The following is a 20,110-nucleotide window of genomic DNA, read 5'->3' as shown; positions in this document are numbered from 1 at the left end:
GGTGCGGTCCGTTACGCCAGTGGATGCGAGACGGCCCCGAAGGGCCGCGAGAACGCATGAGGGAAACGATCGAGATGAAGCGCCGCGACCTCCTCCGCACCAGCCTCGCCGCCAGCGCCCTCACCGCGCTCGCCGCGCCCGCCGTGCGGGCCCAGAACTTCGACCGCCCGCTCCGCATCATCGTGCCCAACGCGCCGGGCGGCACCAGCGACATCCTCGCCCGGCTGATCGCGCAGGAGCTCGGGCGCGCCGTGGGGCAGAGCGTGGTGGTTGAGAACCGCGCGGGGGCGGGCGGCAATATCGGCGCCGATGTCGTGGCCAAGAGCCAGCCGGATGGCCACACCCTGCTGCTGATGGACGTGACGACCATCGCCACCAACCCCGCGCTGTTCCCCCGCCTGCCCTTCGACAATGCGAAGGACCTGGCGCCGGTGACGATGCTGATCTACGCGCCCTACATCCTTGGCGTCGCGAATGCGCTGCCGGCGCAGGATGCGCGGGCACTGGCCGCCCATGCGAAATCCGCCCCGCGGCCGCTGAATGCCGGCAATTCCGGTGTCGGCACCGCCTCCCACCTCACCCTGATCGAGCTTGCCGATGCCTGGGGGCGGGAGATGACGCATGTGCCCTATCGTGGCGGCGCCCCGGCGCTGACGGCCGTGGTCTCGGGCGAGGCGGACCTGACCATCGCCGGCGCCACCCAGGCCCAGCCCTATGCGGTGAACAACCAGATGCGTGCCGTGGCCGTGACCGGCCAGCACCGCCTGGCCTCCCTGCCCAACGTGCCCACCTTCCGGGAACTGGGTTGGCCGGCGGTGGATGCGGGCACCTGGCAGGGCATCATGGTGCAGGGCAACACGCCCCGCCCGGTGATCGAGCGGCTGCACAAGGAACTGCAGGCGATCGTGGCGATGCCCGCCATCGCCGCCCGGCTGAAAGACCTGGGCGCCGAGCCGCGCACCGAGGGGCCGGACGCCTTCCGCAACTGGCTGACCGAGACGACCGATACCTATACGCGCCTGATCCGCGCCAACAACGTGCGGCTGGACTAGCGGCCGCCGGGCGGTGCCTGCCGGGCGCCGCCCCCGTTCTCAGCCGATGCGTCCCGGCCGGCGGGCGCTCCGCCGCGCGGCTGGGCGTGGATGTGGCCCTGCTGGCCTGGTCAGGCGGCGTTCCGCCTCTGGGCGAGCCGGAGCAGATCCCCCGCCGGCATCGGCTTGCCGTAGCGGTAGCCCTGGCCCAGCTCGCAGCCACGGGCGCGCAGCCAGGCTTCCTGCTCGGCCGTCTCGATCCCTTCCGCAATCACCTCCATCCCGAGGCTGCGGCCAAGGCTGATCATGGCATCCACGATCGCGGCGTCGTGCCGGTCCTCTCCGAGATCGGTGATGAAGCCACGGTCGATCTTGATGCGGTCCAGCGGAAAGCGCTTCAGCGTGGCGAGCGAGGCATAGCCCGTGCCGAAGTCGTCGAAGGAGAGGCGTATGCCCAGGGCATGGAGCCGCTGCAGCGGTTCCAGCTCGGATGCGGCCTGGCGCAGCACGATGGTCTCGGTCAGCTCCAGTTCCAGCGCCTGGGGCGGCAGCCCGTGGCGCGCCAGGGTCGCCCCGACCTTCCTGTCGAGGTCGCCTTGCCGGAGCTGCTCGGCGAAGAGGTTCACGCCCACCCGCAGCGCCAGGCCCGCGGCCTGCCAGGCGGCCGCCTGGCCGCAGGCTTCCTCCAGCGCCCATTCGCCCACCCGGCAGGCCAGCGGGCTCGATTCGAGCACGTCGAGGAAGGCGCCGGGCGTCAGCAGGCCTTGCCGGGGATGGTTCCAGCGCAGCAGCGCCTCCACCCCGATGATGTGCCCATCCGCCAGCCGGACCTGCGGCTGGTAGAACAGGGTGAACGCCCCGGTTTCCACCGCTTCGCGCAGCTCGGTCTCCAGTGTGCGCCTGGCCTGGTATTCGGCCCGCATGGACGGTTCATAGGCCACCCCGGCACCGCGCCCGAGGGCCTTGGCCCGGTTCAGGGCCAGGTCGGCATTGGCCAGCAGGGAATCGGCCTGCAGCCCGGGCGCGGTGGCCCGGCCGGTGCTGACCTGCAGATGGAAGCTCTGGCCGCGCAGCCGGAAGACCTCCGATGTCAGGCTTTCGCGCAGTTCCCGATCCATTGCCGCCGCCGCCTCGGCATCGCCGCGCAGCAGCACCGCGAACTCGTCCCCGCCCAGCCGGGCAAGCAGGCCGCGCTGGTCGATGCAGCGCTCCATCAGCGCGGCCGCTTCCTGCAGCAGCGCATCGCCCACCTCATGCCCGAAGGCGTCGTTGACATGCTTCAAGCCATGGAGGTCGAGCACGATCATCGAGCAGGGGCTGGAGCGGGGCGAGCGCTGCAGCGCCTCGGAGAGCAGCACGCGGTTGGCGAGGCCGGTGAGGGGATCGTGATGCGCCAGGTGGCGCAGGCGGCGCTCCGCCTGGCGGCGCTGCGTCACGTCCCGGATGATGGCGGCCGAGGCGGTGCGCCCGCCGCCTTCCTTCCAGCAGGCCAGCGTCATCTCGGCGAGGAAGATGCCGCCGTCGCGCCGCTGGAGGGTGATCTCCATGGGCTGGTGCTCGGGCGGCCCGCCATTTTCCGCCAGCCGCAGCAGCCGCGCGGCGTGGGAGGCGCGGTCCGAGGCCGGCAGGATCCGATCCGCCGGGCTGCCGATCGCCTCCGTGGCCGGCCAGCCGAACAGCTTCTCCGCCGCATTGTTCCAATGCGTGACGCGGTTCTCGTGGTCCGCGCAGATCACGGCGCCCGGCATGGCGGCGGTGACGCGGGTGAAGCGCGCCACGGCATCCCGCCGCTCACCCTCCAGCCGCCGCATCTCCATGCGGTCCATGACCAGCCCGGCCAGGCTGCCCAGAAGGTTGCTCGCGTCCTCGTCCAGCATCGGGCGCGGCTGGGTGTCGATGACGCAGAGGGCGCCGATGCGGTTCCCGCCAATGGGGCTGATGAGCGGCGCGCCGGCATAGAAGCGGATGCCGGGATGTCCGGTGACCAGCGGGTTCCGGGCGAAGCGGAGGTCGCACGCCGCATCCGGCACGACCATGGGCGTGCCGGACCGGATGGTCTGGGCGCAGAAGGCATGGACCCGTTCCACATCCGGCAGCCCGGTGCCGTGCCAGGCGGTGATGAGCATGCGCTCCTCCGCCATGATGGTGATGAGGGCGATCGGGGAGCGGAACAGCTTCGCCGCGATGGCGGCCATATGGTCCAGGTCCGCGCCCCGTTCCGCGTTCACGGCCTGATAGGCCGCCACGGCCACCAGCCGCTCCGCTTCCTCTGCTGTCCTCACCGGGATCTCGCCGCGGGCGGGGGGCTCCATGGGGATGCTTGGTCCTTCCTAACGCCCGCTTCCGGGGGCAGCCTCAGGCGTCCCGGCAGGGCTTGGTCCTGAAAGCGTAACTATGCATGGGCGCTGTCCTAAGTCTGCGGAGCGGGTGATGAGGATCCCGTGAAGCCCAGCCGCCATGCCGCCGGCGCCATGCCCGTGCGGGCCCGGAAATGGGCGCGCAGCGAGGCGGGGCTGCCCAGGCCGCATTGCGCGGCCACCGCCTCCATTCCCAGGCCCGTGCCCTCCAGCAGTGCCTGGGCATGCCCGATTCGCGCGGCGTTGAGCCAGGCGGCCGGGCTCTCCCCGGTCGCGGCGCGGAAATGGCGGATGAAGCTGCGGCGGCTCATCCCGGCTTCGGCGGCCATGCGGTCCACCGGCCAACTCTCGGCAAGCCGCCCCCGCATCCGGTCCAGCAGCGGGGACAGGCGCGATCCCTCCGCCGTGCCGGGCACGGGGCGTTCGATGAACTGGGCCTGCCCACCCTCCCGGTGGGGTGGCACCACCAGCCGGCGCGCCACCTTGTTGGCGGCCGCCACGCCATGGTCGCGGCGGATCAGGTGCAGGCAGAGATCAATTCCCGCCGCCGTTCCGGCCGCGGTCAGCAGGGCACCCGAATCGACATAGAGCATGTCGGGCATCACGGTGATGGCCGGGTGCCGCGCGGCCAGGGCCCCGGCATAGCGCCAATGAGTCGTCGCACGGCCACCATCCAGCAGCCCGGTCGCGGCCAGCACGAAGGCGCCGGAACAGAAGGACAGGATCCGCGCCCCGCGCCCATGGGCGGCGCGCAGCGCCTCGATCAGCGCGGGCGGCACGGGGGCCTCGATACCGCGCCAGCCCGGCAGGATCACCGTGCCGGCCTGGGCCAGCAGCTCCATCCCGCCATCGGCGGAGACGCGCAGCCCGCCCATGGCGCGCATCGGCCCTTCCTCGATGGCAGCGGTGGCGAAGCGGTACCAGCCCGGCCCCATCTCCGGCCGGGGCAGGGCGAAAACCTCCACGGCCACGCCGTACTCGAAGGTACAGAGCCCGTCATAGGCGATGGCGACCACGAGCGGGTTGGCGGGCGGTGCGGGGCGCGGCGTCTTTGGCATGATCCTGACGCTAATCGGCCCTCGTGCCACTCACCAGCCCGCCCGGCGGTCCGGCAGCCTCGGGCGTGGAAGGAGCCCGAGCATGACCAATCCCGTCACCGCCATCCCTGCCGCGCCGAGCACCGAGGCGGAATCCCATTTCGCCCGTCGGCTTTCGCTGGAAACCGACTGCGCCGATGTGCACGCCGCCATGGCCTCCGGCGATCCAGGCTTCGTGCTGCTGGATGTGCGCGGCCCCCATGCCTTCGCGCGCGGCCACCTGCCCGGCGCGCTGAGCCTGCCGCATCGGGAGATGGAGCCCGCCCGCATGGCCGTCTGGCCAGCGGAGACGCTCTTCGTGGTCTACTGCGCCGGGCCGCATTGCAACGGCGCGGACCGCGCGGCGCTGCGCCTGGCCCGGCTGGGACGGCCGGTGAAGATCATGATCGGCGGCGTGACGGGATGGGTGGATGAGGGTTTCGCGTTGGATGGCTGATGCGGGTCCCCCTCGGAGAGGGCTCCGCCTTCTCCGGATGTTCGAGGAGGTGCATCGAACCCCGCGAGGGGCCTGAGGCCCTTGAAACCCCGTCTGGCTGCCGCGGACAGGGTGCAACACGGAGTCTCTTGTTCCCCACCCGGCCGTTGCAGTCGCCTCCGGTCATGGACCGGAGGCGCACCGTCAGCCGAACCGCTCCAACTGATAGAAGAAGATGAAGGTGAGGGGTCCGGGGAGAGGAAGAATTCCTTCTTCCTCTCCCCGGGGACCAGAGGTGACGAAGGACCCGAAACGCGAACCGCCCGCCCCGGGGCTGCCGGGGCGGGCGGTTCGTCTTTTCCGAAAGGCCGCGCGGATCAGCCGCGGCGCAGGGCCCGCAGGGTGGCGAAGGCCAGGGCGGTCTTTACGGCGGTGCCGGGCACGAAGAGGAGGAAGCCGGCCATCCAGGCCTTTTCCAGCCCCACGAAGGAGGACAGCCAGAGCACGCCCGGCACGAAGACCGCGAGATGGGCGATGGTCAGCACCCCGGCCTGGCGGAGCGCGCCACGGCCGGCGAGGCCCGCGATCCAGGCGGAGGCGACGAAGCCCAGCAGGAAGCCCGCGGTCGGGCCCATCAGCACGGCCGGGCCGGAGGTGCCATGGGCGAAGACCGGCAGGCCCATGGCGCCTTCCGCCAGATAGAGCAGCACCGCGGCGGCGCCCATGCGCGAGCCGCCCAGCGCGCCCAGCAGCAGCACGGCCAGGGTCTGCAGCGTGGCGGGGACGGGCCACATCGGCAGGCTGATCTGGGCCGAGGCGGCCAGCACGGCCGAGCCCATCAGGGCCATCGACCAGAAGCGGAGCGCCGGCCGCGCGGCGAAACCCTGGATGGCGTTCATGCTTGCATTCCCTTCTTCCGGGCGCCACGCGCCCGGGAAGCGCCGCTTGCCATGCCGGCCGGGCCTTCGGCAAGCGGGGGGTCCGCCAGTGGAAGCAGGCGGCGGATGGCGGTGGGCAGGGCCGCGCGCGCGGTGTCCGATTCCATCCACACCATCCCGGCCGGGGCGGGCTGCGCCGGGGCGGCGGCTTCGGCCAGGCGCATGTCCAGGTCCATATGCGTGAAGCCATGCCGGGCGAGTCCCGGCCGGAGTTGCCAGGAGAGGCCGGCAAGGGGGGCGTGGGGCAGGGCCTCCTCCAGGCTCCACGGCTTCTCCTCGCGCCAGGGGGCGCCAGGGATTTCCAGCATGCCGCCCAGAAGGCCTTCCGGCGGGCGGTGGCGAAGCAGCAGGCGGCCGGCGGGGTCCCGGGCCAGGAAGTGCAGGCCGTGGCGCAGCTTGCGCGCGGCTTTCGGCAGCTTGGCCGGCAGTTCTTCCTGAATTCCCTGGCGCTGCGCGGCGCAATCCTCCCGCCAGGGGCAGAGGGCGCAGGCCGGGCGGCGCGGCGTGCAGAGGGTGGCGCCGAGGTCGAACAGGGCCTGCACGAAGTCGCCGGGGCGGGCGCGGGCCTCCGCCTGCTCCATGAAGCGGGCGGCGATCGGGGCGATCAGGCGCCGGGCGCCGGGCAGGGGCTCCCGCACGGGAACCAGGCGGGCCACCACCCGCTCCACATTCCCATCCACCGGCACGGTAGGGCGGTTGAAGGCGATGGCGGCCACGGCGGCGGCGATGTAGGCGCCGATCCCCGGCAGTTCGCGCAGCCCGGCCTCGGTATCCGGGAAGCCCCCCCGCGCCGCCACCGCCCTGGCGGCCGCGTGCAGGTTCCGGGCGCGGGCATAGTAGCCCAGCCCCGCCCATTCGGCCGCCACATCCTCCCAGGGTGCGGCGGCCAGGGCCTCGACGGTAGGGAAGCGGGTGAGGAAGCGGGCGTAGCGGGGGCCGACGGCCGCGACCGTGGTCTGCTGGAGCATCACCTCCGAGAGCCAGATGCGGTATGGATCGGCTTCGCCACGCCAGGGCAGGGTCCGGCGGTGGCGGTCATACCAGGCCAGGAGCGGGCCGGCGGGCGGGGGATCGGGGATGGCGGAGGACAAGGCAAGGGCAGGGGAAGGCGTGACGGGCGCGGAGGCAAGCCCCCCCGCGCCGCGACCGCGCGCCCGCCGCGCGGCCACGTCCAACCCCGTGGCCCCCGCCCCGGTGGTTCCCGGCCCTGTGGCATCAGCCGCCGGGCCCGGGGCAGGGAGGATGCAGGGTGAGCGCCGCCCCGATCTTGGCCTGCGGCCGCTCGGCGGCTTCATTCCCCGGCTGACCCGCCCCGCCTTCAAGCGCCGAAGCCCGGCGGGCGCGCTGCTGATGGCGGATTGGGCCCAGGTGGTGGGCCCCGCCATTGCCGCCGTGACCGTTCCGAAGCGCCTGAGCGGGGGTACGCTGACCATCGGCTGCTCCGGCCCGGTGGCGATGGAGCTGCAGCACCTGGCGCCGCAGCTGATCAGCCGGGTGAATGCCGCTCTGGGCACCGTGACGGTGGAGGCGCTGAAATTCGTCCAGCAGGCCCCTTCCGCCCGGCCGGCCCCGCGGCGGCAGGCCGATGCGCCCTTGCCTGATACGGTTCGTGGCGCGCTGGATACGGTCGGTAGCCCCGGATTGCGGGATGCCCTGGCAAGATTGGCCCGCGGGGTCTATCGAGCCCCGCAGAAGTGAATCTTCGACAGCCCCACCAGGACGGGACCCCCGGACCGATGAGCATTGCCCGCCGCAGCCTTCTCCTCGCCGCCCCCTCGGCCGCGCTGATCCCCGGCCTGGCGTTCGCCCAGGCGGCCGACGCGCGCCTGGGCGAGCGTTCCTCCGGCAAGCCGGACGCCCCGGTGACGGTGATCGAGTATTTCTCCCTCACCTGCTCCCACTGCGCGTCCTTCCACAACCAGACCTGGCCGCAGGTGAAGGCGAAGCTGGTGGAGACGGGCAAGATCCGGATGGTGTGGCGGGACTTCCCGCTGGACCAGATCGCGCTGGCCGCCGCCATGGTGGCGCGCAGCCTGCCGGCGGAGCGCTATGAGGGCTTCGTCAGCGCCCTGTTCGCCAGCCAGGACCGCTGGGCCTTCACCCGCGGTGGCGACCCGGTCGCCGAGATCGCCAAGATCGCCGCCCTTGCCGGGATGAGCCGCGCCCAGGTGGATGCCGCCCTGGCCGACCAGGCCCTGCAGCGCGGCATCCTGGAGATGCGGGTGAAGGGGCAGCAGGAGCACAATGTGAGCTCCACCCCGACCTTCGTGTTCAACGGCCGCTCCCAGGCGGGCGCCCTGACCTATGAGCGCTTCGCCGAGCTTGCGGGCGTTTCCGGCACCTGATGGATACCAACCCCGTCGAGATGGCCGGGGCCGCGGCCCTGGAAAGCCCGGCGGGGGAGGCGCTGCCCGACCCCGTGGCGAAGCACGGCGCCCCCTCCGCCGAAGGCGTAGCGGCGCCGGATGGCATGGCGGATGGCGCGGAGGACGAGGCGCCGGAGGATGACGGCCCGCGCAAGCCGCGCACGGCCACGCTGTCCCGCCTGCGGATCGCCGGGTTCAAGTCCTTCGCCGAGCCCACCACGGTGGAGGTGTTGCCAGGGCTGACCGGCATTGTCGGCCCGAATGGCTGCGGCAAGTCCAATGTGGTGGAAGCCCTGCGCTGGGCGATGGGCGAAACCAATGCCCGCGCCATGCGCGGCGGGGAGATGGACGACGTCATCTTCGCCGGCACCTCCACCCGCTCCGGCCGCAACCAGGCCGAGGTGACGCTGAGCCTGGAGGAGGCCGCAGGCCTTGCCCCGCCCCCGAATGCCGAGGCGGCGGAGCTGGAGATCACCCGCCGGATCGAGCGCGGGGCAGGCACGGGCTACCGCATCAACGGCAAGGAGGCGCGCGGGCGCGACGTTGCCACGCTCTTCGCCGATATCGGCTCGGGCGCGCGGGCCTCGGGCATGGTCAGCCAGGGGCGCGTGGCCGCGCTGATCGGCGCCAAGCCGGAGGAGCGGCGGGGCGTGCTGGAGGAGGCGGCGGGCACGGCCGGCCTTCGCGCCCGCCGGCACGAGGCCGAGCTGAAGCTGCGCCAGGCCGAGACCAACCTGACCCGCGCCGATGACCTGCGGGCACAGCTGGAGACGCAGCGGGAAAGCCTGAAGAAGCAGGCGAAGCAGGCCGCGCGCTACCGCAATCTGTCCGGCCTGACCCGCGCCGCCGAGGCGGAGTGGATGTCCATCCTGGCCGCCAGGGCCGAGGGGCAGCTTCTCTCCGCCCGCCATGCGCTGGACGCTGCGAAGCAGGCCACCAAGGCGGCGGAGGCGGCGGCGGAGCTGGCCACCCGCCGTGCCCATGCCGCCGACATGGCCCTGCCCGGCCCGCGCGCCGCCGAGGCCGCCGCCCGCACCGCGCTGGAGCGCCGCCGCGTGGAGGGCGAGGGGCTGGCCGCCGCCGAGGCCCGCGCCCGTGCGGCGCTGGACGCCGCGACGAGCCGCCTGGCCCAGATCCAGGCGGACCACGCCCATGCGGCCAGCGTGGTGCATGACGCCGAGACCGCCGAGGCGCGGCTGAAGGCCGAGGCGGAGGAGATTGCCGCCGCCCTGGCCGGGCTGCCGGCACGGGCCGAGGCGGCCTCCGAGCGCCTGACCCTGGCCGAGGATGCCGCGCGCCAGGCCGAGGCGGCAGCCGAGCGTGCCGCCGAGGCGGCATCGGAAGCCGCACTGGCCTTCGAGCGCCTGCAGGATGCCCGCCGCGCCGCCGATGCCGATCTGCGCCGCCTTGCCGCCGAAATGGCAAGGATGGAGGAGGAGCGGGCCAAGGCCATGGCGGCCAATGTGTCGCCCGAGGCGCTCGCCTCCGCCGCGGCCGAGGCGGAGAATGCGGATGCCGCCCTCGCCACCGCCCGCGCGGATTTCGAGCGCGCCGAAACCGCCCGCGCCGCCGCCGCCGCCGCGGAGGCCGAGGCAAAGCGCGCCGCCGCCGCCGCCGAGGCGGAGGAGGCAAGGGCTCGTGAGGCCTCCCGCGTGGCCATGGAGCGCGCCCGCCGCGCCGCCGAGGGCCATGACCGGCTGAAGCGGGAGCATGAGGGGGCCCAGGCCGCCTGCGTTCCCGCCGAAAGGCTGGACGCCGCGCGCCGGGAGGAGGCCGAGGCGGCCCGCGCCATCGAGACCGTGGGCCAGGCGCTCGCCGAGGCCGAGACGGCCCGTGCCGCCGCCTCCGCCGCCCTTGCCCGTGCCCGTGCCGCCGAATCCGAGGCCGGGGCCACCCGTGCCCGCGCCGCCGCCGAGGTGCAGGGCCTCGCCGCCCTGCTGCGAGCCGGGGAGCGCGGGAATGCGGCGCCGATCCTGGATTCCGTCGCCGTGCCGCCGGGGCTTGAGGCGGCGCTGGGCGCCGCGCTGGGCGAGGGGCTGGATTACCCCGCCGATCCCCGGGCACCGCGCCACTGGCGCGCCATGCCGCCGCTGGCGGGCGCCCGCCCCCTGCCCGAGGGGGTGACGCCGCTTTCGGATCTGGTGCAGGGCCCGCCGGAGCTGGCGCGCGCCCTTTCGCAGATCGGGCTGGTGGAGGATGAGGCAAGCGGGCCGGCGCTGCAGGCGGCGCTGGCGCCGGGCCAGGCGCTGGTGGCCCGTAGCGGCGGCTTTTGGCGCTGGGACGGGCAAGGGGCCAATCCGGGCGCGCCCAGCCCCGGGGCCGAGCGGCTGAAGCAGCGCAACCTCCTGCGGGCGCGGGAGGCGGCGCGCGACGCCGCCGAGGCCGCGCTGGCCAAGGCTCGCGCCGAGGCCGAGGCCGCCAGGACAGCCGAAACCGCCGCCTCCGCCGCCGAGAACGCGGCCCGCAACACACGCCGCGAGGCCGAGGCCAGGCTGACCCGGGCGCGGCAGGAGGCCTCGCGCCTCTCGGCCAGCGCGGCCCTGGCCGAGAGCCGGCTGGCCGCCCTGGTGCCCGCGCTGGAGCGTGCCGCGGCCGAGCGGGCCGAGGCGGAGAAGCTGCTGGAAGCCGCGAAGGCGGCCCAGGCCGCCCTGCCCGATGCCGCCGCCGCGCGCGCGGCACGCGACGGGGCCGTGGCGGCGCTCCGCCATGCCATGATGGCCGAGGAGACCGCCCGCCAGGCTCGCCGGTCCGCCGAGAACCGGCTGGACGCGGCCCGCAACGCCCAGTCGGCCCTGGCCGCCCGGGCCGCGGCGGCGGAAGGCCGGCTGGCAGCGCTGGAGCCGCAGATCGCCCGCCTGGCCGAGCAGCGCAGCGAGGCCGAGGCCGCCCGCGCCGCCGTGGAGGAGGCCGGGGCCGCCAATCCGGATCCTGAGCTGGCCCGTGCCGGGGCGCAGGCCGCCCGCACCGCGCTGGCCGAGGCCCGGCGGGAGGAGGCCGAGGCGCGTGCCGCCCGCCTGGCGTTGGAGGCCGAGGGAGAGCGGCTTGCCACCCGCCGCGCCGCGCTGGAGGAGGAGGCCGCCTCCTGGGCCAGCCGCCGCGCCGATGCCGCCGCACGGCTGATCGAGCTGGCCGCGCGCCAGGAAGCCGCCGCCATCGAGGCCAATGCCGCCGCCGAGGCGCCGGAGGAGGCGGCCGCGCTGCTGGCGAGCGCGGCGCGGATGCTGGCCGAGGTGGAGGCGGCCCATAGGGAGGCCGCCGAGGCCCTGGCCGCCGCTGAGACCGAGGCCCGCGAATCCGCCGAGGCGCGCAGGCTGGCCGATGCCGCCTTCGCCGCCGCGCGCGAGGCCCAGGCCCGCGCCGATGGCGCCGCCGCCCGGGCCGAGGACGAAGGGCGGGCCGTGGCGACGCGCATCCTGGAGCGCCTGGGCCCGGACACCGAGCTGCCGGAACAGCCCGAGGATCTCTCCGACGCCGCCGAGGAGAGGGCCCGCCGCAAGGCCGAGCGCCTGGCGCGCGAGCGCGAGGAGATGGGCCCCGTCAATCTCCGCGCCGAGGTGGAGATGGCGGAGGTGGAGGAGCGCCTCGTCAACCTGGAGAAGGACCGCGAGGAGATCGGCCATGCCATCGCCAAGCTGCGCGGTTCCATCGGCCATCTGAACCGCGAGGGCCGCGAGCGCCTGCGCGCCGTGTTCGAGCGGGTGGACAGCGAGTTCCGCGCGCTGTTCACGCGCCTGTTCGGCGGCGGGCGCGCGCATCTGGCGCTGGTGGGCTCGGAGGACATCCTCGAGGCGGGGCTTGAGATCTATGCGGAGCCGCCGGGGAAGAAGCTCTCCTCCCTGTCGCTTCTCTCGGGCGGGGAGCAGGCGCTGACGGCGCTGTCGCTGATCTTCGCCGTGTTCAAGTGCCAGCCCGCGCCGGTCTGCGTGCTGGACGAGGTGGATGCGCCGCTGGATGACGCGAATGTCGAGCGGCTATGCAATCTGCTGGAGGCGATGACGGAAGGCGGCACGCGCTTCCTCGTCGTCACCCATCACCCGCTGACCATGGCGAAGATGCACCGGCTCTACGGCGTGACGATGCAGGAGCGCGGCGTGTCACGCCTGCTGAGCGTCGATCTCGGGCGGGCGGTGGAGATGGCGGAGGCGGGGGCGGCCTAGCGCCCCGGGCTCCTGTCCCGCCTTCCCATCAGGGCCGCGGCGGACGCAAAACGCCCCGGCCGGATTTCTCCGGCCGGGGCGCAAAGCCTTCCGCGGCGCATGCGCTACGGCGTATTCTCAGGATGGCGACGGTTCCCGCCGCTCGATCCTCAGGCCTGGCGGAGATTGCCGGCCGAGAGCTTGCCCTGCTGGCCGCTCTGCACGTCGTATTCGAGCTTGTCGCCCTCGCGAACGTCCAGGCCGGCGCGCTGAACATCGGAGATGTGCAGGAACACGTCCTTGGAGCCGTCCTCGGGCTGGATGAAGCCGTAACCCTTGGTTGCGTTGAACCACTTAACAGTGCCGATGGCCATGAACCGATTCCGATCAAAACGGAAAACCGACGCACAACATTATGCGCCGAATCATCTTCACTTTGAGACGGAAACCAACCCCTACCCAAATGAATGGGCAGGCCGAGCAAACCGCAACAACGAACCTGACCCCGCCAATATGGGCGCCGCTTCCGCGGTTTCCAAGCTTTATTTGGGCTGTCTGGAACGATCAAACCGATTTGAACATCCCGGCGAATGGAACGAGAGCGGCGTTTCTGCGCGGGGCCGCCGCGGACAGGGCGACTTGAGGACGCGGGCGAGGCATTCCCCCTCGCGGCGGCAGCCTCAGGCCACCCCGATCCTGAGCAGGTCGTGCAGGTGCAGAATTCCGGCGGGCCGACCGTCCTCCAGCACGAAGAGGCTGGTGATGCGGCGCTCATTCATAAGGGAGAGGGCCTGTTCCGCCAGCGCGTCGGGTCCGATGGTGCGGGGCTGGCGCGACATGGCCTCCTGCACCGGGCCATCGACGAAGCCGGCCTGGAAGGCGCGGCGGAGGTCGCCGTCGGTCACCACGCCGATCAGCCTTCCCTCGCCATCCACCACGGCGGTGGTGCCGAAGCGCTTGCCCGTCATCTCCATGATGGCCTGGGAGAGGGTGGCCTGCGCCGGGATGGTGGGCACGGCGTCGCCGGTATGCATCACCTCGCGCACCTTGCGCAGCTGGGAGCCGAGCTTGCCGCCCGGGTGGAAGCGCCGGAAATCCTGTGCCGAGAAGCCGCGGCGCGAGAGCAGGGCCACGGCCAGCGCATCGCCGATAGCCATCTGCATGGTGGTGGAGGTGGTGGGGGCCAGGCCGTTCGGGCAGGCCTCCTGCATCACGGGCAGGATGAGGGGAATATCGGCCGCCGAGCCCAGGGCGCTGGTGGCGCGGGAGGTGATGGCGATGAGGGTGATGCCCCAGCGGCGGGCATAGGCGATGGTATCCGCCAGTTCCGGCGCTTCCCCGGACCAGGAGAGGGCGAGCACCACGTCGCTGTCCCCGATCATGCCCAGGTCGCCATGGCTGGCCTCGGCGGGGTGCACGAAATAGGCGGGCGTGCCGGTGGAGGCGAGGGTGGCCGCGATCTTGCGGCCCACATGGCCGGACTTGCCCATGCCGGTGACGATCACCCGCCCGCCCGCCTGGGCGATGGCGGAGACGGCCTGGTCGAAATGCTCGCCCAGGGGGCCATCGAGCGCGAGGCAAAGGGCGTTCAGCCCCTCCGCCTCAAGGCGCAGGGTCTTGCGGGCATCATCCAGGGCGGAGGGCGGCGCGAGGAAGGCCTGCGCCTGCGTTTCCGTCTGCTGGTCCATTGGCTGATCCTTGGTGATCCGGGCCCGGCACGGGGCACCGGTTGCGTCCTGTGCCGGGGCGGTGGGAGGCCCGGCGCGCCTTGGGGCCGCCGGTATAGCCCCGGCGGGGCGCCGGTGGCGACATCCGGCCTTGCATGGTCGGGCAGCGGGTTTCGCCGGGCGGCTTCGCCACTGGTGACGGTTGGCGGCTTCGCCGCTGGTTTCGCTAGGCGGCTTCGCCGCGGGCGCCTGTCGCGCTAAGGGGGCAGGGCGCCCCACAGCCCCGGGGCGGGCGAGAGGGAGCGGCGCGACCATGGACCAGGCCATCCATCCCAGGCTGACCGTGCTCATCCACCCGCTGGTGCAGCATAAGCTGACCATCATGCGGCGGCGGGAAACCTCCACCGGCGAGTTCCGCTCCCTGGCGCGGGAGGTGAGCCTGCTGATGGCCTATGAGCTGACGCGGGACCTGCCGATCGAGCGCGTGCCGATCGACACGCCGCTGGAGCCGATGATGGCGCCCTCCATCGCGGGCAAGAAGCTGTGCATCGTCTCCATCCTCCGCGCCGGGGATGGCATTGCCTCCGGCATGCTGGACCTCATGCCCTCCGCTCGTGTGGGCCATATGGGGCTGTACCGCGATCCCGCGACGAAGCGCCCGGTGGAGTACTATCTGAAGCTGCCCGAGGACGTGGCGGAGCGGCTGGTGATCGTGGTGGACCCGATGCTGGCCACCGGCCATTCGGCAGCCGCCGCGCTGGCGCGGCTGAAGAAGGCGGGCTGCCACAACCTGCGCTTTGCCTGCCTGCTGGCCGTGCCGGAGGGGCTTTCCGTGTTGGCGGCCGAGCATCCGGACGTGCCGGTCTATGCCTGCGCCGTGGACCGGATGCTGGACGACCACGCCTATATCCGCCCCGGGCTGGGCGATGCGGGGGACCGCCTGTTCGGCACCAAGTAGCCGCCCGCGAATGATCGATGTGACAGTTTGATTTCATCGGTCCCATCTGTTTGTTCGATCGCATCGGCGGGGGCAGCTTCCGGGCCATGCCGCTGCCCCAACAAATCTCCCGCCTGCTTCCCGGCGTCCTGCTCTGCGCCGCCGTGACCCTCGCCGCGCTGGGGCTGGCGCGGATGGAGGAGGCGGTGTTCGGGCGGGCTTGGCTGGAGGCGCTGGTGCTGGCGATCCTGCTGGGCACGGTGATCCGCACGGCCTGGAAGCCCGGCCCGCGCTGGAAGCCCGGCATCGATTTCTCGGCCAAGATGCTGCTGGAGGTGGCGGTGGTGCTGCTCGGCGCCTCGCTGAGCGTGGCGACCATCCTGGCCGTGGGGCCCGCACTGCTGCTGGGCATCGCGCTGGTGGTGGCCGTGGCCATCATGGCCAGCTACGGCATCTGCCGCCTGCTCGGACTGCCCGCGCGGATGGCGGTGCTGGTGGCCTGCGGCAACTCGATCTGCGGCAATTCGGCCATCGCCGCGGTGGCGCCGGTGGTAGGGGCTGATAGCGAGGACGTGGCCTCCTCCATCGCCTTCACCGCCGTGCTGGGCGTGGTGGTGGTGCTTCTCCTTCCCCTGCTGGTGCCCGCGCTGGGGCTGAGCCTGGAGCAGTACGGGGTGCTGGCCGGGCTCACCGTCTATGCGGTGCCGCAGGTGCTGGCGGCCACGGCCCCGGTGGGCGCGCTGAGCGTGCAGGTCGGCACGCTGGTGAAGCTGGTGCGCGTGCTGATGCTGGGTCCCGTCGTGGTCGGCCTCTCGCTCCTGGCGCCGCGGCTGCGGGCCGAACCCGTGCCGCCGGGCGAGGTCGTGGCAGGGGGGCGGCCACGGCTCTCGCGCCTCGTGCCCTGGTTCATCATCGGGTTCCTCGGCATGGCGGTGCTGCGCACGCTGGGCCTGCTGCCCCAGGCGCTGCTGGGGCCGATCGCGATGCTCGCGACGGCGCTGACCATTCTGTCCATGGCCGCGCTCGGCCTGGGGGTGGATGTGCGCACGGTGGCACGTTCCGGCGGGCGCGTGGTGGCGGCGGGCGTGGCCTCGCTGCTGCTGCTGGGAGTGATCAGCCTGGGGCTGATCCGGCTCCTCGGCGTCGCCTGAAGGGCGCCTCGGCGGGCAGCAGGGCGAGGAGCGCCTCGGCCGCGCGGCTGGGCGGGCGTTCCCGGTGCCACAGCACCTGGAATGCGCGCTCGGGCAGGGCGATAGGCACGCGATGCAGCAGCCCGGCCTCGATGCTCGGCGCGGCGACGGAAGCGGAGATGGCGGTGGCGCCCAGCCCCGCCTCCACCGCCCCGCGGACGGATTCGTTCGAGGGCAGTTCCAGCGTCACCGCCAGCGCGCCCGGGTCGAGCCCGGCGGCATGCAGGGAATCCTCGAAGGCGGAGCGGGTGCCGGATCCGGGCTCGCGCAGGACCCATTCCCCCTCCCGCACGAGGGTGGCGAGATCGGCGGGCGGGCGAGACGCCCAGGGATGAGAGGGGGCGACGACCACGACGAGCTGGTCCATCGCCACGGTGCGCGCGATGAAATGCGGGTCCTCCACCGCGCCCTCCACGAAGCCCAGCTCCGCCGTGCCGGCGGCGACCGCGGCGGCCACCTGCGCGGTGTTGCCGATGGAGAGCGGCACGGTGATGCCGGGATGGGCGCGCCGGAAGGCGACGAGGTGGCGCGGCAGCCAATAGCTGGCGATGGTCTGGCTGGCATGGACGGGCAGGGTGCCGCGGGCGAGCCCGGCGAGCTCGGCCAGCACGGTCTCGGCGGCCTCCGCCCGGGCAAGGACGGCGCGCGCCTCCGCCAGGAAGGCACGGCCCGCCCCGGTCAGCTCGATGCCGCGCCCGACACGATCAAAGAGGCGGACGCCGCTGCGGGTTTCCAGCGTGGCGATGGCGGCGCTGGCGGCGGATTGGGTGAGGTGCAGCGCCTCCGCCGCGCGGGTGACATGCTGGCGCTCCGCGACCGCGACGAAGACACGGAGCTGTTCGAGCGTCAGCCGCATGGGGTGCTCAGGCCGTGCTGGGGCGGATCATCTCGAACATCTCGCCGATCTCCGCGTAGTCGCCGCGATAACCGCAGCGGCCGATGGGGCGGGCGGCCTTTGTGTCGAAGATGCCGTTCTTCAGATAGGCGCGGTCGATATGCACACCGACGACCTGGCCGAGGACGAGATGCGTGTTCAGTTCCGTGCCCTCCAGGTTCTTCAGTGGCACGATCTGCAGCAGGCGGCATTCCAGCGCGGCGGGGGTGTCGGCCACGCGGGGCGGCTTCACCAGCCGGGAGGGCGCGGCCTCGATCCCGGCGAAGCGCATCTCCGATTCGCCATGGGGCAGGGGTGCGCTGCTGCGGTTCATCACCTCCGCCAGCGGGCGCGTGGCGAGGTTGCAGACGAATTCGCCGGTCGCCTCCACATTGCGCAGGCTGTCCTTGCGCCCCTCACTGGCGAAGCCGACGATGGGCGGATTGGAATTGAAGGCGTTGAAAAAGCTGTAGGGCGCCAGGTTCACCTGCCCTTCCGCATCCACCGTCGTGATCCAGCCGATGGGGCGCGGCGCGATGATGGCCTTGAAGGGATCATGGGCAAGGCCGTGGCCAAGGCGCGGTTCGTAGAAATGCGGGTCCATGGGCAGTCCTTTCCCTGGGCAGGAAATGATCACTTGTCCTGCAGATTGCATAGAGGATGGGCGGGGCAGGTGCGGGCCGGCCGGGAATGCTGCGATGCAGTGTGGAATTCCGCTTCCCGGCGCCGATTTCATAACTGTACGCTCAGTTAGTTCCAGCGGAAAGGCACAGCCATGGCCATCAGCGACGCGGACATGATCGAGGCCTGGAGGAAAGTTCTCACTCTCTCCCAGCTGAAATCGGGCGAGGTGGTGACGGTGCTGACCGGGCCCGCCACGCATCCCCAGACCCTTTCCACCGCCATGATCGCGGCGCGCGGCATGGGTGCCATCGTGAACCGGCTGGACCTGCCGCCGGTGAATGGCGAGGCGTCGCTGAGCCGGGATGCGCTGGCCTTCGTGGGCGACACGCCGCTGACGGGGAATCCGGCCGGCATGGCGGCGCTGAAGGCGAGCGATCTCGTGCTCGACCTCATGCTGCTCCTCTTCTCCCCGGAGCAGGGCGAGATCCTGGAATCCGGCACGCGCATGCTGCTGGCGGTGGAGCCGCCGGAAGTTCTGGCGCGGCTGGTGCCGACGATGGAGGACAAGATCCGCGTGAAGGCGGCGGCGGAGAAGCTGAAGGCGGCGAAGGAGATGCATGTCACCTCCGCCGCCGGCACCGATCTGCGCTGCGCGCTGGGCGAATACCCGCTTCTGGAGGAATACGGCTTCGTCGATGCGCCCGGGCGCTGGGACCACTGGCCGAGTGGCTTCCTGGCGACTTGGCCGAATGAGGGCAAGTCCAACGGCACCATCGTGATCGACCGCGGCGACATCCTGCTGCCGCAGAAATCCTATGTGTCGGAAAAGATCACCCTGACCGTGAAGGACGGCTACGTCACGAAGGTCGAGGGCGGGCTCGACGCCGAGCTGCTGCAGGACTACATCGACAGCTTCAAGGATCCGGAAGCCTGGGCCATCTCCCATATCGGCTGGGGTCTGCAGGACCGGGCGCGCTGGTCCGTCCTCTCGCTCTATGACCGCGAGCAGACCATCGGCATGGATGCGCGGGCCTTCGCGGGCAACTTCCTCTTCTCCCTCGGTCCGAACACCGAGGCCGGCGGCACGCGCAACACCCCGTGCCATATCGACATCCCCCTGCGGCGCTGCACCGTGCGCCTGGATGGCGAGATGGTGACGAGGGATGGCAAGGTGCTGGACCAGGTCGCGCTGGCGGCCGAGTGAAACCTGGCCGGGCCCAGCGCCCGGCCCACTTCCTTCCCTACCGACCAGGAGTAGCACCATGCCTCTGTCACGGCGCCTCGTTCTCGGCGCGTCCGGCGCGTTCGCGATGCCCGGGCTCCTGCGCGCGCAGGGAAGCAATCCCATCCGCATCGGCGAGATCAACAGCTACACCTCGCAGCCCGCCTTCACCCTGCCATACCGGAACGCGATGCAGCTGGCGGTGGAGCAGATCAACGCCAGGGGTGGCGTGCTCGGCCGGCCGCTGGAGCTGATCACGCGCGATGATGCCGGGCGGCCGCAGGATGCGGTGCGGCTGGCGGGCGAGCTGTACAACGACCAGAAGGTCGATGTTCTGGCCGGCGCCTTCCTCTCCAATGTCGGGCTGGCGCTGAGCGAGTACGCGCTGCAGAACAAGCGGATCTATATCGGCGGCGAGCCGCTGACCGATGCGATGGTGTGGGATCGCGGCAACCGCTACACCTTCCGCCTGCGCCCCTCCACCTACATGCAGGCCTCGATCCTGGCGGAGGAGGCGGCGAAGCTGCCGGCCAAGCGCTGGGTGACGGTTTCGCCGAACTACGAATATGGCCAGTCCGCCGTGAAGTGGTTCAAGCAGATCCTCTCCTCCAAGCGGCCCGATGTGCAGTTCGTGGCGGAGCAATGGCCGGCGCTGGGCCGCGTGGATGCGGGCGCTACCGTGCAGGCGCTGGAGCAGGCGCGGCCGGAAGCGATCTTCAACGTGCTCTTCGGGCCGGACCTGACCAATTTCGTCCGCCAGGGGAACACGCGCGGGCTGTTCGAGCGGCGCTCCGTCGTCTCCATGCTCACGGGCGAGCCCGAATACCTCGATCCGCTGGGCGATGAGGCGCCGGAGGGCTGGATCGTCACCGGCTATCCCGGCGAGGCGATCGATACGCCGGCCCACAAGGCCTATGCGGCCGCGTACCGCCAGAAGTTCAACGCCAAGCCCATGTGCGGCTCGCTGGTGGGGTATTCGCTTATCAACTCCATCGCGGCCGGCGTGGCCAAGGCGGGATCGACCGAGGCGGAGAAGATGGTGGAAGGATTCCGCGGCGCCAGCTTCGAAACGCCTGCGGGTCCGGCGCTCTACCGCGCCATCGATCACCAGGGCACGCTGGGCGTCTATGTCGGCAAGACCGCGCTGCGCCGGAACGAGGGCGTGATGGTCGATTGGCGCTACGTGGACGGCAAGGACCTGCTGCCCGCGGATGACGTGGTGCGCGGCATGCGCCCGGCCAGCGCGACCTGAACCA

At 72.2% G+C, this 20,110-nt stretch carries 17 protein-coding genes; 9 read left to right on the top strand and 8 right to left on the bottom strand.

The window, feature by feature from the left end; translation table 11 throughout:
* Nucleotides 1–56: 56 nt before the first annotated feature.
* On the top strand, nucleotides 57–1,052 hold the full coding sequence (locus tag J8J14_RS01090) for a Bug family tripartite tricarboxylate transporter substrate binding protein (protein ID WP_245215224.1): 996 nt from the start codon (nucleotides 57–59) through the stop codon (nucleotides 1,050–1,052).
* Nucleotides 1,053–1,162: 110 nt separating this feature from the next.
* Here J8J14_RS01090 and J8J14_RS01085 read toward each other — a convergent pair whose 3' ends face one another.
* Nucleotides 1,163–3,343: a sensor domain-containing phosphodiesterase gene (locus tag J8J14_RS01085; RefSeq protein ID WP_209377562.1), complete on the bottom strand. Its 2,181-nt coding sequence runs from the start codon at nucleotides 3,341–3,343 to the stop codon at nucleotides 1,163–1,165.
* Nucleotides 3,344–3,441: 98 nt separating this feature from the next.
* A complete protein-coding gene (gene ftrA, locus J8J14_RS01080; RefSeq protein ID WP_209377561.1) occupies nucleotides 3,442–4,446 on the bottom strand; it encodes a transcriptional regulator FtrA in 1,005 nt (334 codons plus the stop codon).
* 82 nt (nucleotides 4,447–4,528) lie between these two features.
* Between ftrA and J8J14_RS01075 the strand changes: the two genes are divergently transcribed.
* A complete protein-coding gene (locus J8J14_RS01075) occupies nucleotides 4,529–4,921 on the top strand; it encodes a rhodanese-like domain-containing protein (RefSeq protein WP_209377560.1) in 393 nt (130 codons plus the stop codon).
* A 356-nt stretch (nucleotides 4,922–5,277) separates the two neighbouring features.
* Here J8J14_RS01075 and J8J14_RS01070 read toward each other — a convergent pair whose 3' ends face one another.
* Complete coding sequence (locus J8J14_RS01070) at nucleotides 5,278–5,799, bottom strand: biotin transporter BioY (protein ID WP_209377559.1); 522 nt, start codon at nucleotides 5,797–5,799, stop codon at nucleotides 5,278–5,280.
* Nucleotides 5,796–6,929 carry an A/G-specific adenine glycosylase gene (locus J8J14_RS01065; protein ID WP_245215223.1) on the bottom strand — a complete coding sequence of 378 codons (1,134 nt, stop codon included), beginning with the start codon at nucleotides 6,927–6,929 and terminating at the stop codon, nucleotides 5,796–5,798. The genes J8J14_RS01070 and J8J14_RS01065 overlap by 4 nt, the downstream gene beginning before the upstream one ends.
* On the opposite strand from J8J14_RS01065, the gene J8J14_RS01060 reads away from it, so the two are divergent.
* From J8J14_RS01060 to J8J14_RS01050, 3 genes are read left to right on the top strand one after another with little or no spacing between them, the layout of a single operon-like run.
* Nucleotides 6,916–7,536 (top strand): DUF721 domain-containing protein, encoded by a 621-nt coding sequence (locus J8J14_RS01060; protein ID WP_245215222.1) that lies wholly within the window; start codon nucleotides 6,916–6,918, stop codon nucleotides 7,534–7,536. The two genes, J8J14_RS01065 and J8J14_RS01060, sit on opposite strands and share 14 nt — an antisense overlap.
* A gap of 38 nt (nucleotides 7,537–7,574) precedes the next feature.
* A complete protein-coding gene (locus J8J14_RS01055) occupies nucleotides 7,575–8,183 on the top strand; it encodes a DsbA family protein (protein WP_209377557.1) in 609 nt (202 codons plus the stop codon).
* Nucleotides 8,183–12,361, top strand: a complete 4,179-nt coding sequence (locus J8J14_RS01050; RefSeq protein ID WP_245215221.1) for a chromosome segregation SMC family protein — start codon at nucleotides 8,183–8,185, stop codon at nucleotides 12,359–12,361. Before J8J14_RS01055 ends, J8J14_RS01050 begins: the two co-directional genes overlap by 1 nt.
* 149 nt (nucleotides 12,362–12,510) lie before the next feature.
* On the opposite strand, the gene J8J14_RS01045 is transcribed toward J8J14_RS01050, so the two are convergent.
* Complete coding sequence (locus tag J8J14_RS01045) at nucleotides 12,511–12,714, bottom strand: cold-shock protein (protein WP_209377556.1); 204 nt, start codon at nucleotides 12,712–12,714, stop codon at nucleotides 12,511–12,513.
* Nucleotides 12,715–13,020: 306 nt separating this feature from the next.
* Nucleotides 13,021–14,028, bottom strand: a complete 1,008-nt coding sequence (locus tag J8J14_RS01040; protein WP_209377555.1) for a KpsF/GutQ family sugar-phosphate isomerase — start codon at nucleotides 14,026–14,028, stop codon at nucleotides 13,021–13,023.
* A 292-nt stretch (nucleotides 14,029–14,320) separates the two neighbouring features.
* On the opposite strand from J8J14_RS01040, the gene upp reads away from it, so the two are divergent.
* Both upp and J8J14_RS01030 read left to right on the top strand, forming a co-directional pair.
* Nucleotides 14,321–14,965, top strand: a complete 645-nt coding sequence (gene upp, locus J8J14_RS01035) for a uracil phosphoribosyltransferase (protein ID WP_209377554.1) — start codon at nucleotides 14,321–14,323, stop codon at nucleotides 14,963–14,965.
* A 50-nt stretch (nucleotides 14,966–15,015) separates the two neighbouring features.
* The gene (locus J8J14_RS01030) at nucleotides 15,016–16,095 is read left to right on the top strand and encodes a YeiH family protein (protein WP_456307500.1); all 1,080 of its coding nucleotides are present in this window, start codon (nucleotides 15,016–15,018) and stop codon (nucleotides 16,093–16,095) included.
* Here the strand turns inward: J8J14_RS01030 and J8J14_RS01025 are convergent.
* Together J8J14_RS01025 and J8J14_RS01020 are read right to left on the bottom strand one after the other, a co-directional pair.
* Nucleotides 16,058–16,984, bottom strand: a complete 927-nt coding sequence (locus tag J8J14_RS01025) for a LysR substrate-binding domain-containing protein (protein ID WP_209377751.1) — start codon at nucleotides 16,982–16,984, stop codon at nucleotides 16,058–16,060. The genes J8J14_RS01030 and J8J14_RS01025 overlap by 38 nt on opposite strands.
* 13 nt (nucleotides 16,985–16,997) lie before the next feature.
* A complete protein-coding gene (locus J8J14_RS01020; RefSeq protein ID WP_209377553.1) occupies nucleotides 16,998–17,612 on the bottom strand; it encodes a flavin reductase family protein in 615 nt (204 codons plus the stop codon).
* Between the two features lie 171 nt (nucleotides 17,613–17,783).
* Here J8J14_RS01020 and J8J14_RS01015 point away from each other — a divergent pair, with 171 nt between their 5' ends.
* Together J8J14_RS01015 and J8J14_RS01010 are read left to right on the top strand one after the other, a co-directional pair.
* Nucleotides 17,784–18,836, top strand: coding sequence for a M29 family metallopeptidase (locus J8J14_RS01015; RefSeq protein ID WP_209377552.1), 1,053 nt, complete (start codon nucleotides 17,784–17,786; stop codon nucleotides 18,834–18,836).
* Between the two features lie 58 nt (nucleotides 18,837–18,894).
* Nucleotides 18,895–20,106: an ABC transporter substrate-binding protein gene (locus J8J14_RS01010; RefSeq protein ID WP_209377551.1), complete on the top strand. Its 1,212-nt coding sequence runs from the start codon at nucleotides 18,895–18,897 to the stop codon at nucleotides 20,104–20,106.
* Nucleotides 20,107–20,110 lie beyond the last annotated feature (4 nt).

The organism is Pararoseomonas baculiformis, from assembly GCF_017813395.1.
GTDB lineage: Bacteria > Pseudomonadota > Alphaproteobacteria > Acetobacterales > Acetobacteraceae > Roseomonas > Roseomonas baculiformis.
Note: the sequence above shows the minus strand (reverse complement) of the source record. Positions and strands in the feature narration are given on the sequence as shown.

Excerpts from the sequence above, each read along its gene's own strand:
- ftrA (WP_209377561.1), bottom strand. The coding sequence starts at position 4,446 with ATGCCAAAGACGCCGCGCCCCGCACCGCCCGCCAACCCGCTCGTGGTC.
- J8J14_RS01090 (WP_245215224.1), top strand. The coding sequence starts at position 57 with ATGAGGGAAACGATCGAGATGAAGCGCCGCGACCTCCTCCGCACCAGC.
- J8J14_RS01010 (WP_209377551.1), top strand. The coding sequence starts at position 18,895 with ATGCCTCTGTCACGGCGCCTCGTTCTCGGCGCGTCCGGCGCGTTCGCG.
- J8J14_RS01040 (WP_209377555.1), bottom strand. The coding sequence starts at position 14,028 with ATGGACCAGCAGACGGAAACGCAGGCGCAGGCCTTCCTCGCGCCGCCC.
- J8J14_RS01055 (WP_209377557.1), top strand. The coding sequence starts at position 7,575 with ATGAGCATTGCCCGCCGCAGCCTTCTCCTCGCCGCCCCCTCGGCCGCG.
- upp (WP_209377554.1), top strand. The coding sequence starts at position 14,321 with ATGGACCAGGCCATCCATCCCAGGCTGACCGTGCTCATCCACCCGCTG.
- J8J14_RS01085 (WP_209377562.1), bottom strand. The coding sequence starts at position 3,343 with ATGGAGCCCCCCGCCCGCGGCGAGATCCCGGTGAGGACAGCAGAGGAA.
- J8J14_RS01020 (WP_209377553.1), bottom strand. The coding sequence starts at position 17,612 with ATGGACCCGCATTTCTACGAACCGCGCCTTGGCCACGGCCTTGCCCAT.
- J8J14_RS01075 (WP_209377560.1), top strand. The coding sequence starts at position 4,529 with ATGACCAATCCCGTCACCGCCATCCCTGCCGCGCCGAGCACCGAGGCG.
- J8J14_RS01050 (WP_245215221.1), top strand. The coding sequence starts at position 8,183 with ATGGATACCAACCCCGTCGAGATGGCCGGGGCCGCGGCCCTGGAAAGC.
- J8J14_RS01070 (WP_209377559.1), bottom strand. The coding sequence starts at position 5,799 with ATGAACGCCATCCAGGGTTTCGCCGCGCGGCCGGCGCTCCGCTTCTGG.
- J8J14_RS01015 (WP_209377552.1), top strand. The coding sequence starts at position 17,784 with ATGGCCATCAGCGACGCGGACATGATCGAGGCCTGGAGGAAAGTTCTC.
- J8J14_RS01060 (WP_245215222.1), top strand. The coding sequence starts at position 6,916 with ATGGCGGAGGACAAGGCAAGGGCAGGGGAAGGCGTGACGGGCGCGGAG.
- J8J14_RS01045 (WP_209377556.1), bottom strand. The coding sequence starts at position 12,714 with ATGGCCATCGGCACTGTTAAGTGGTTCAACGCAACCAAGGGTTACGGC.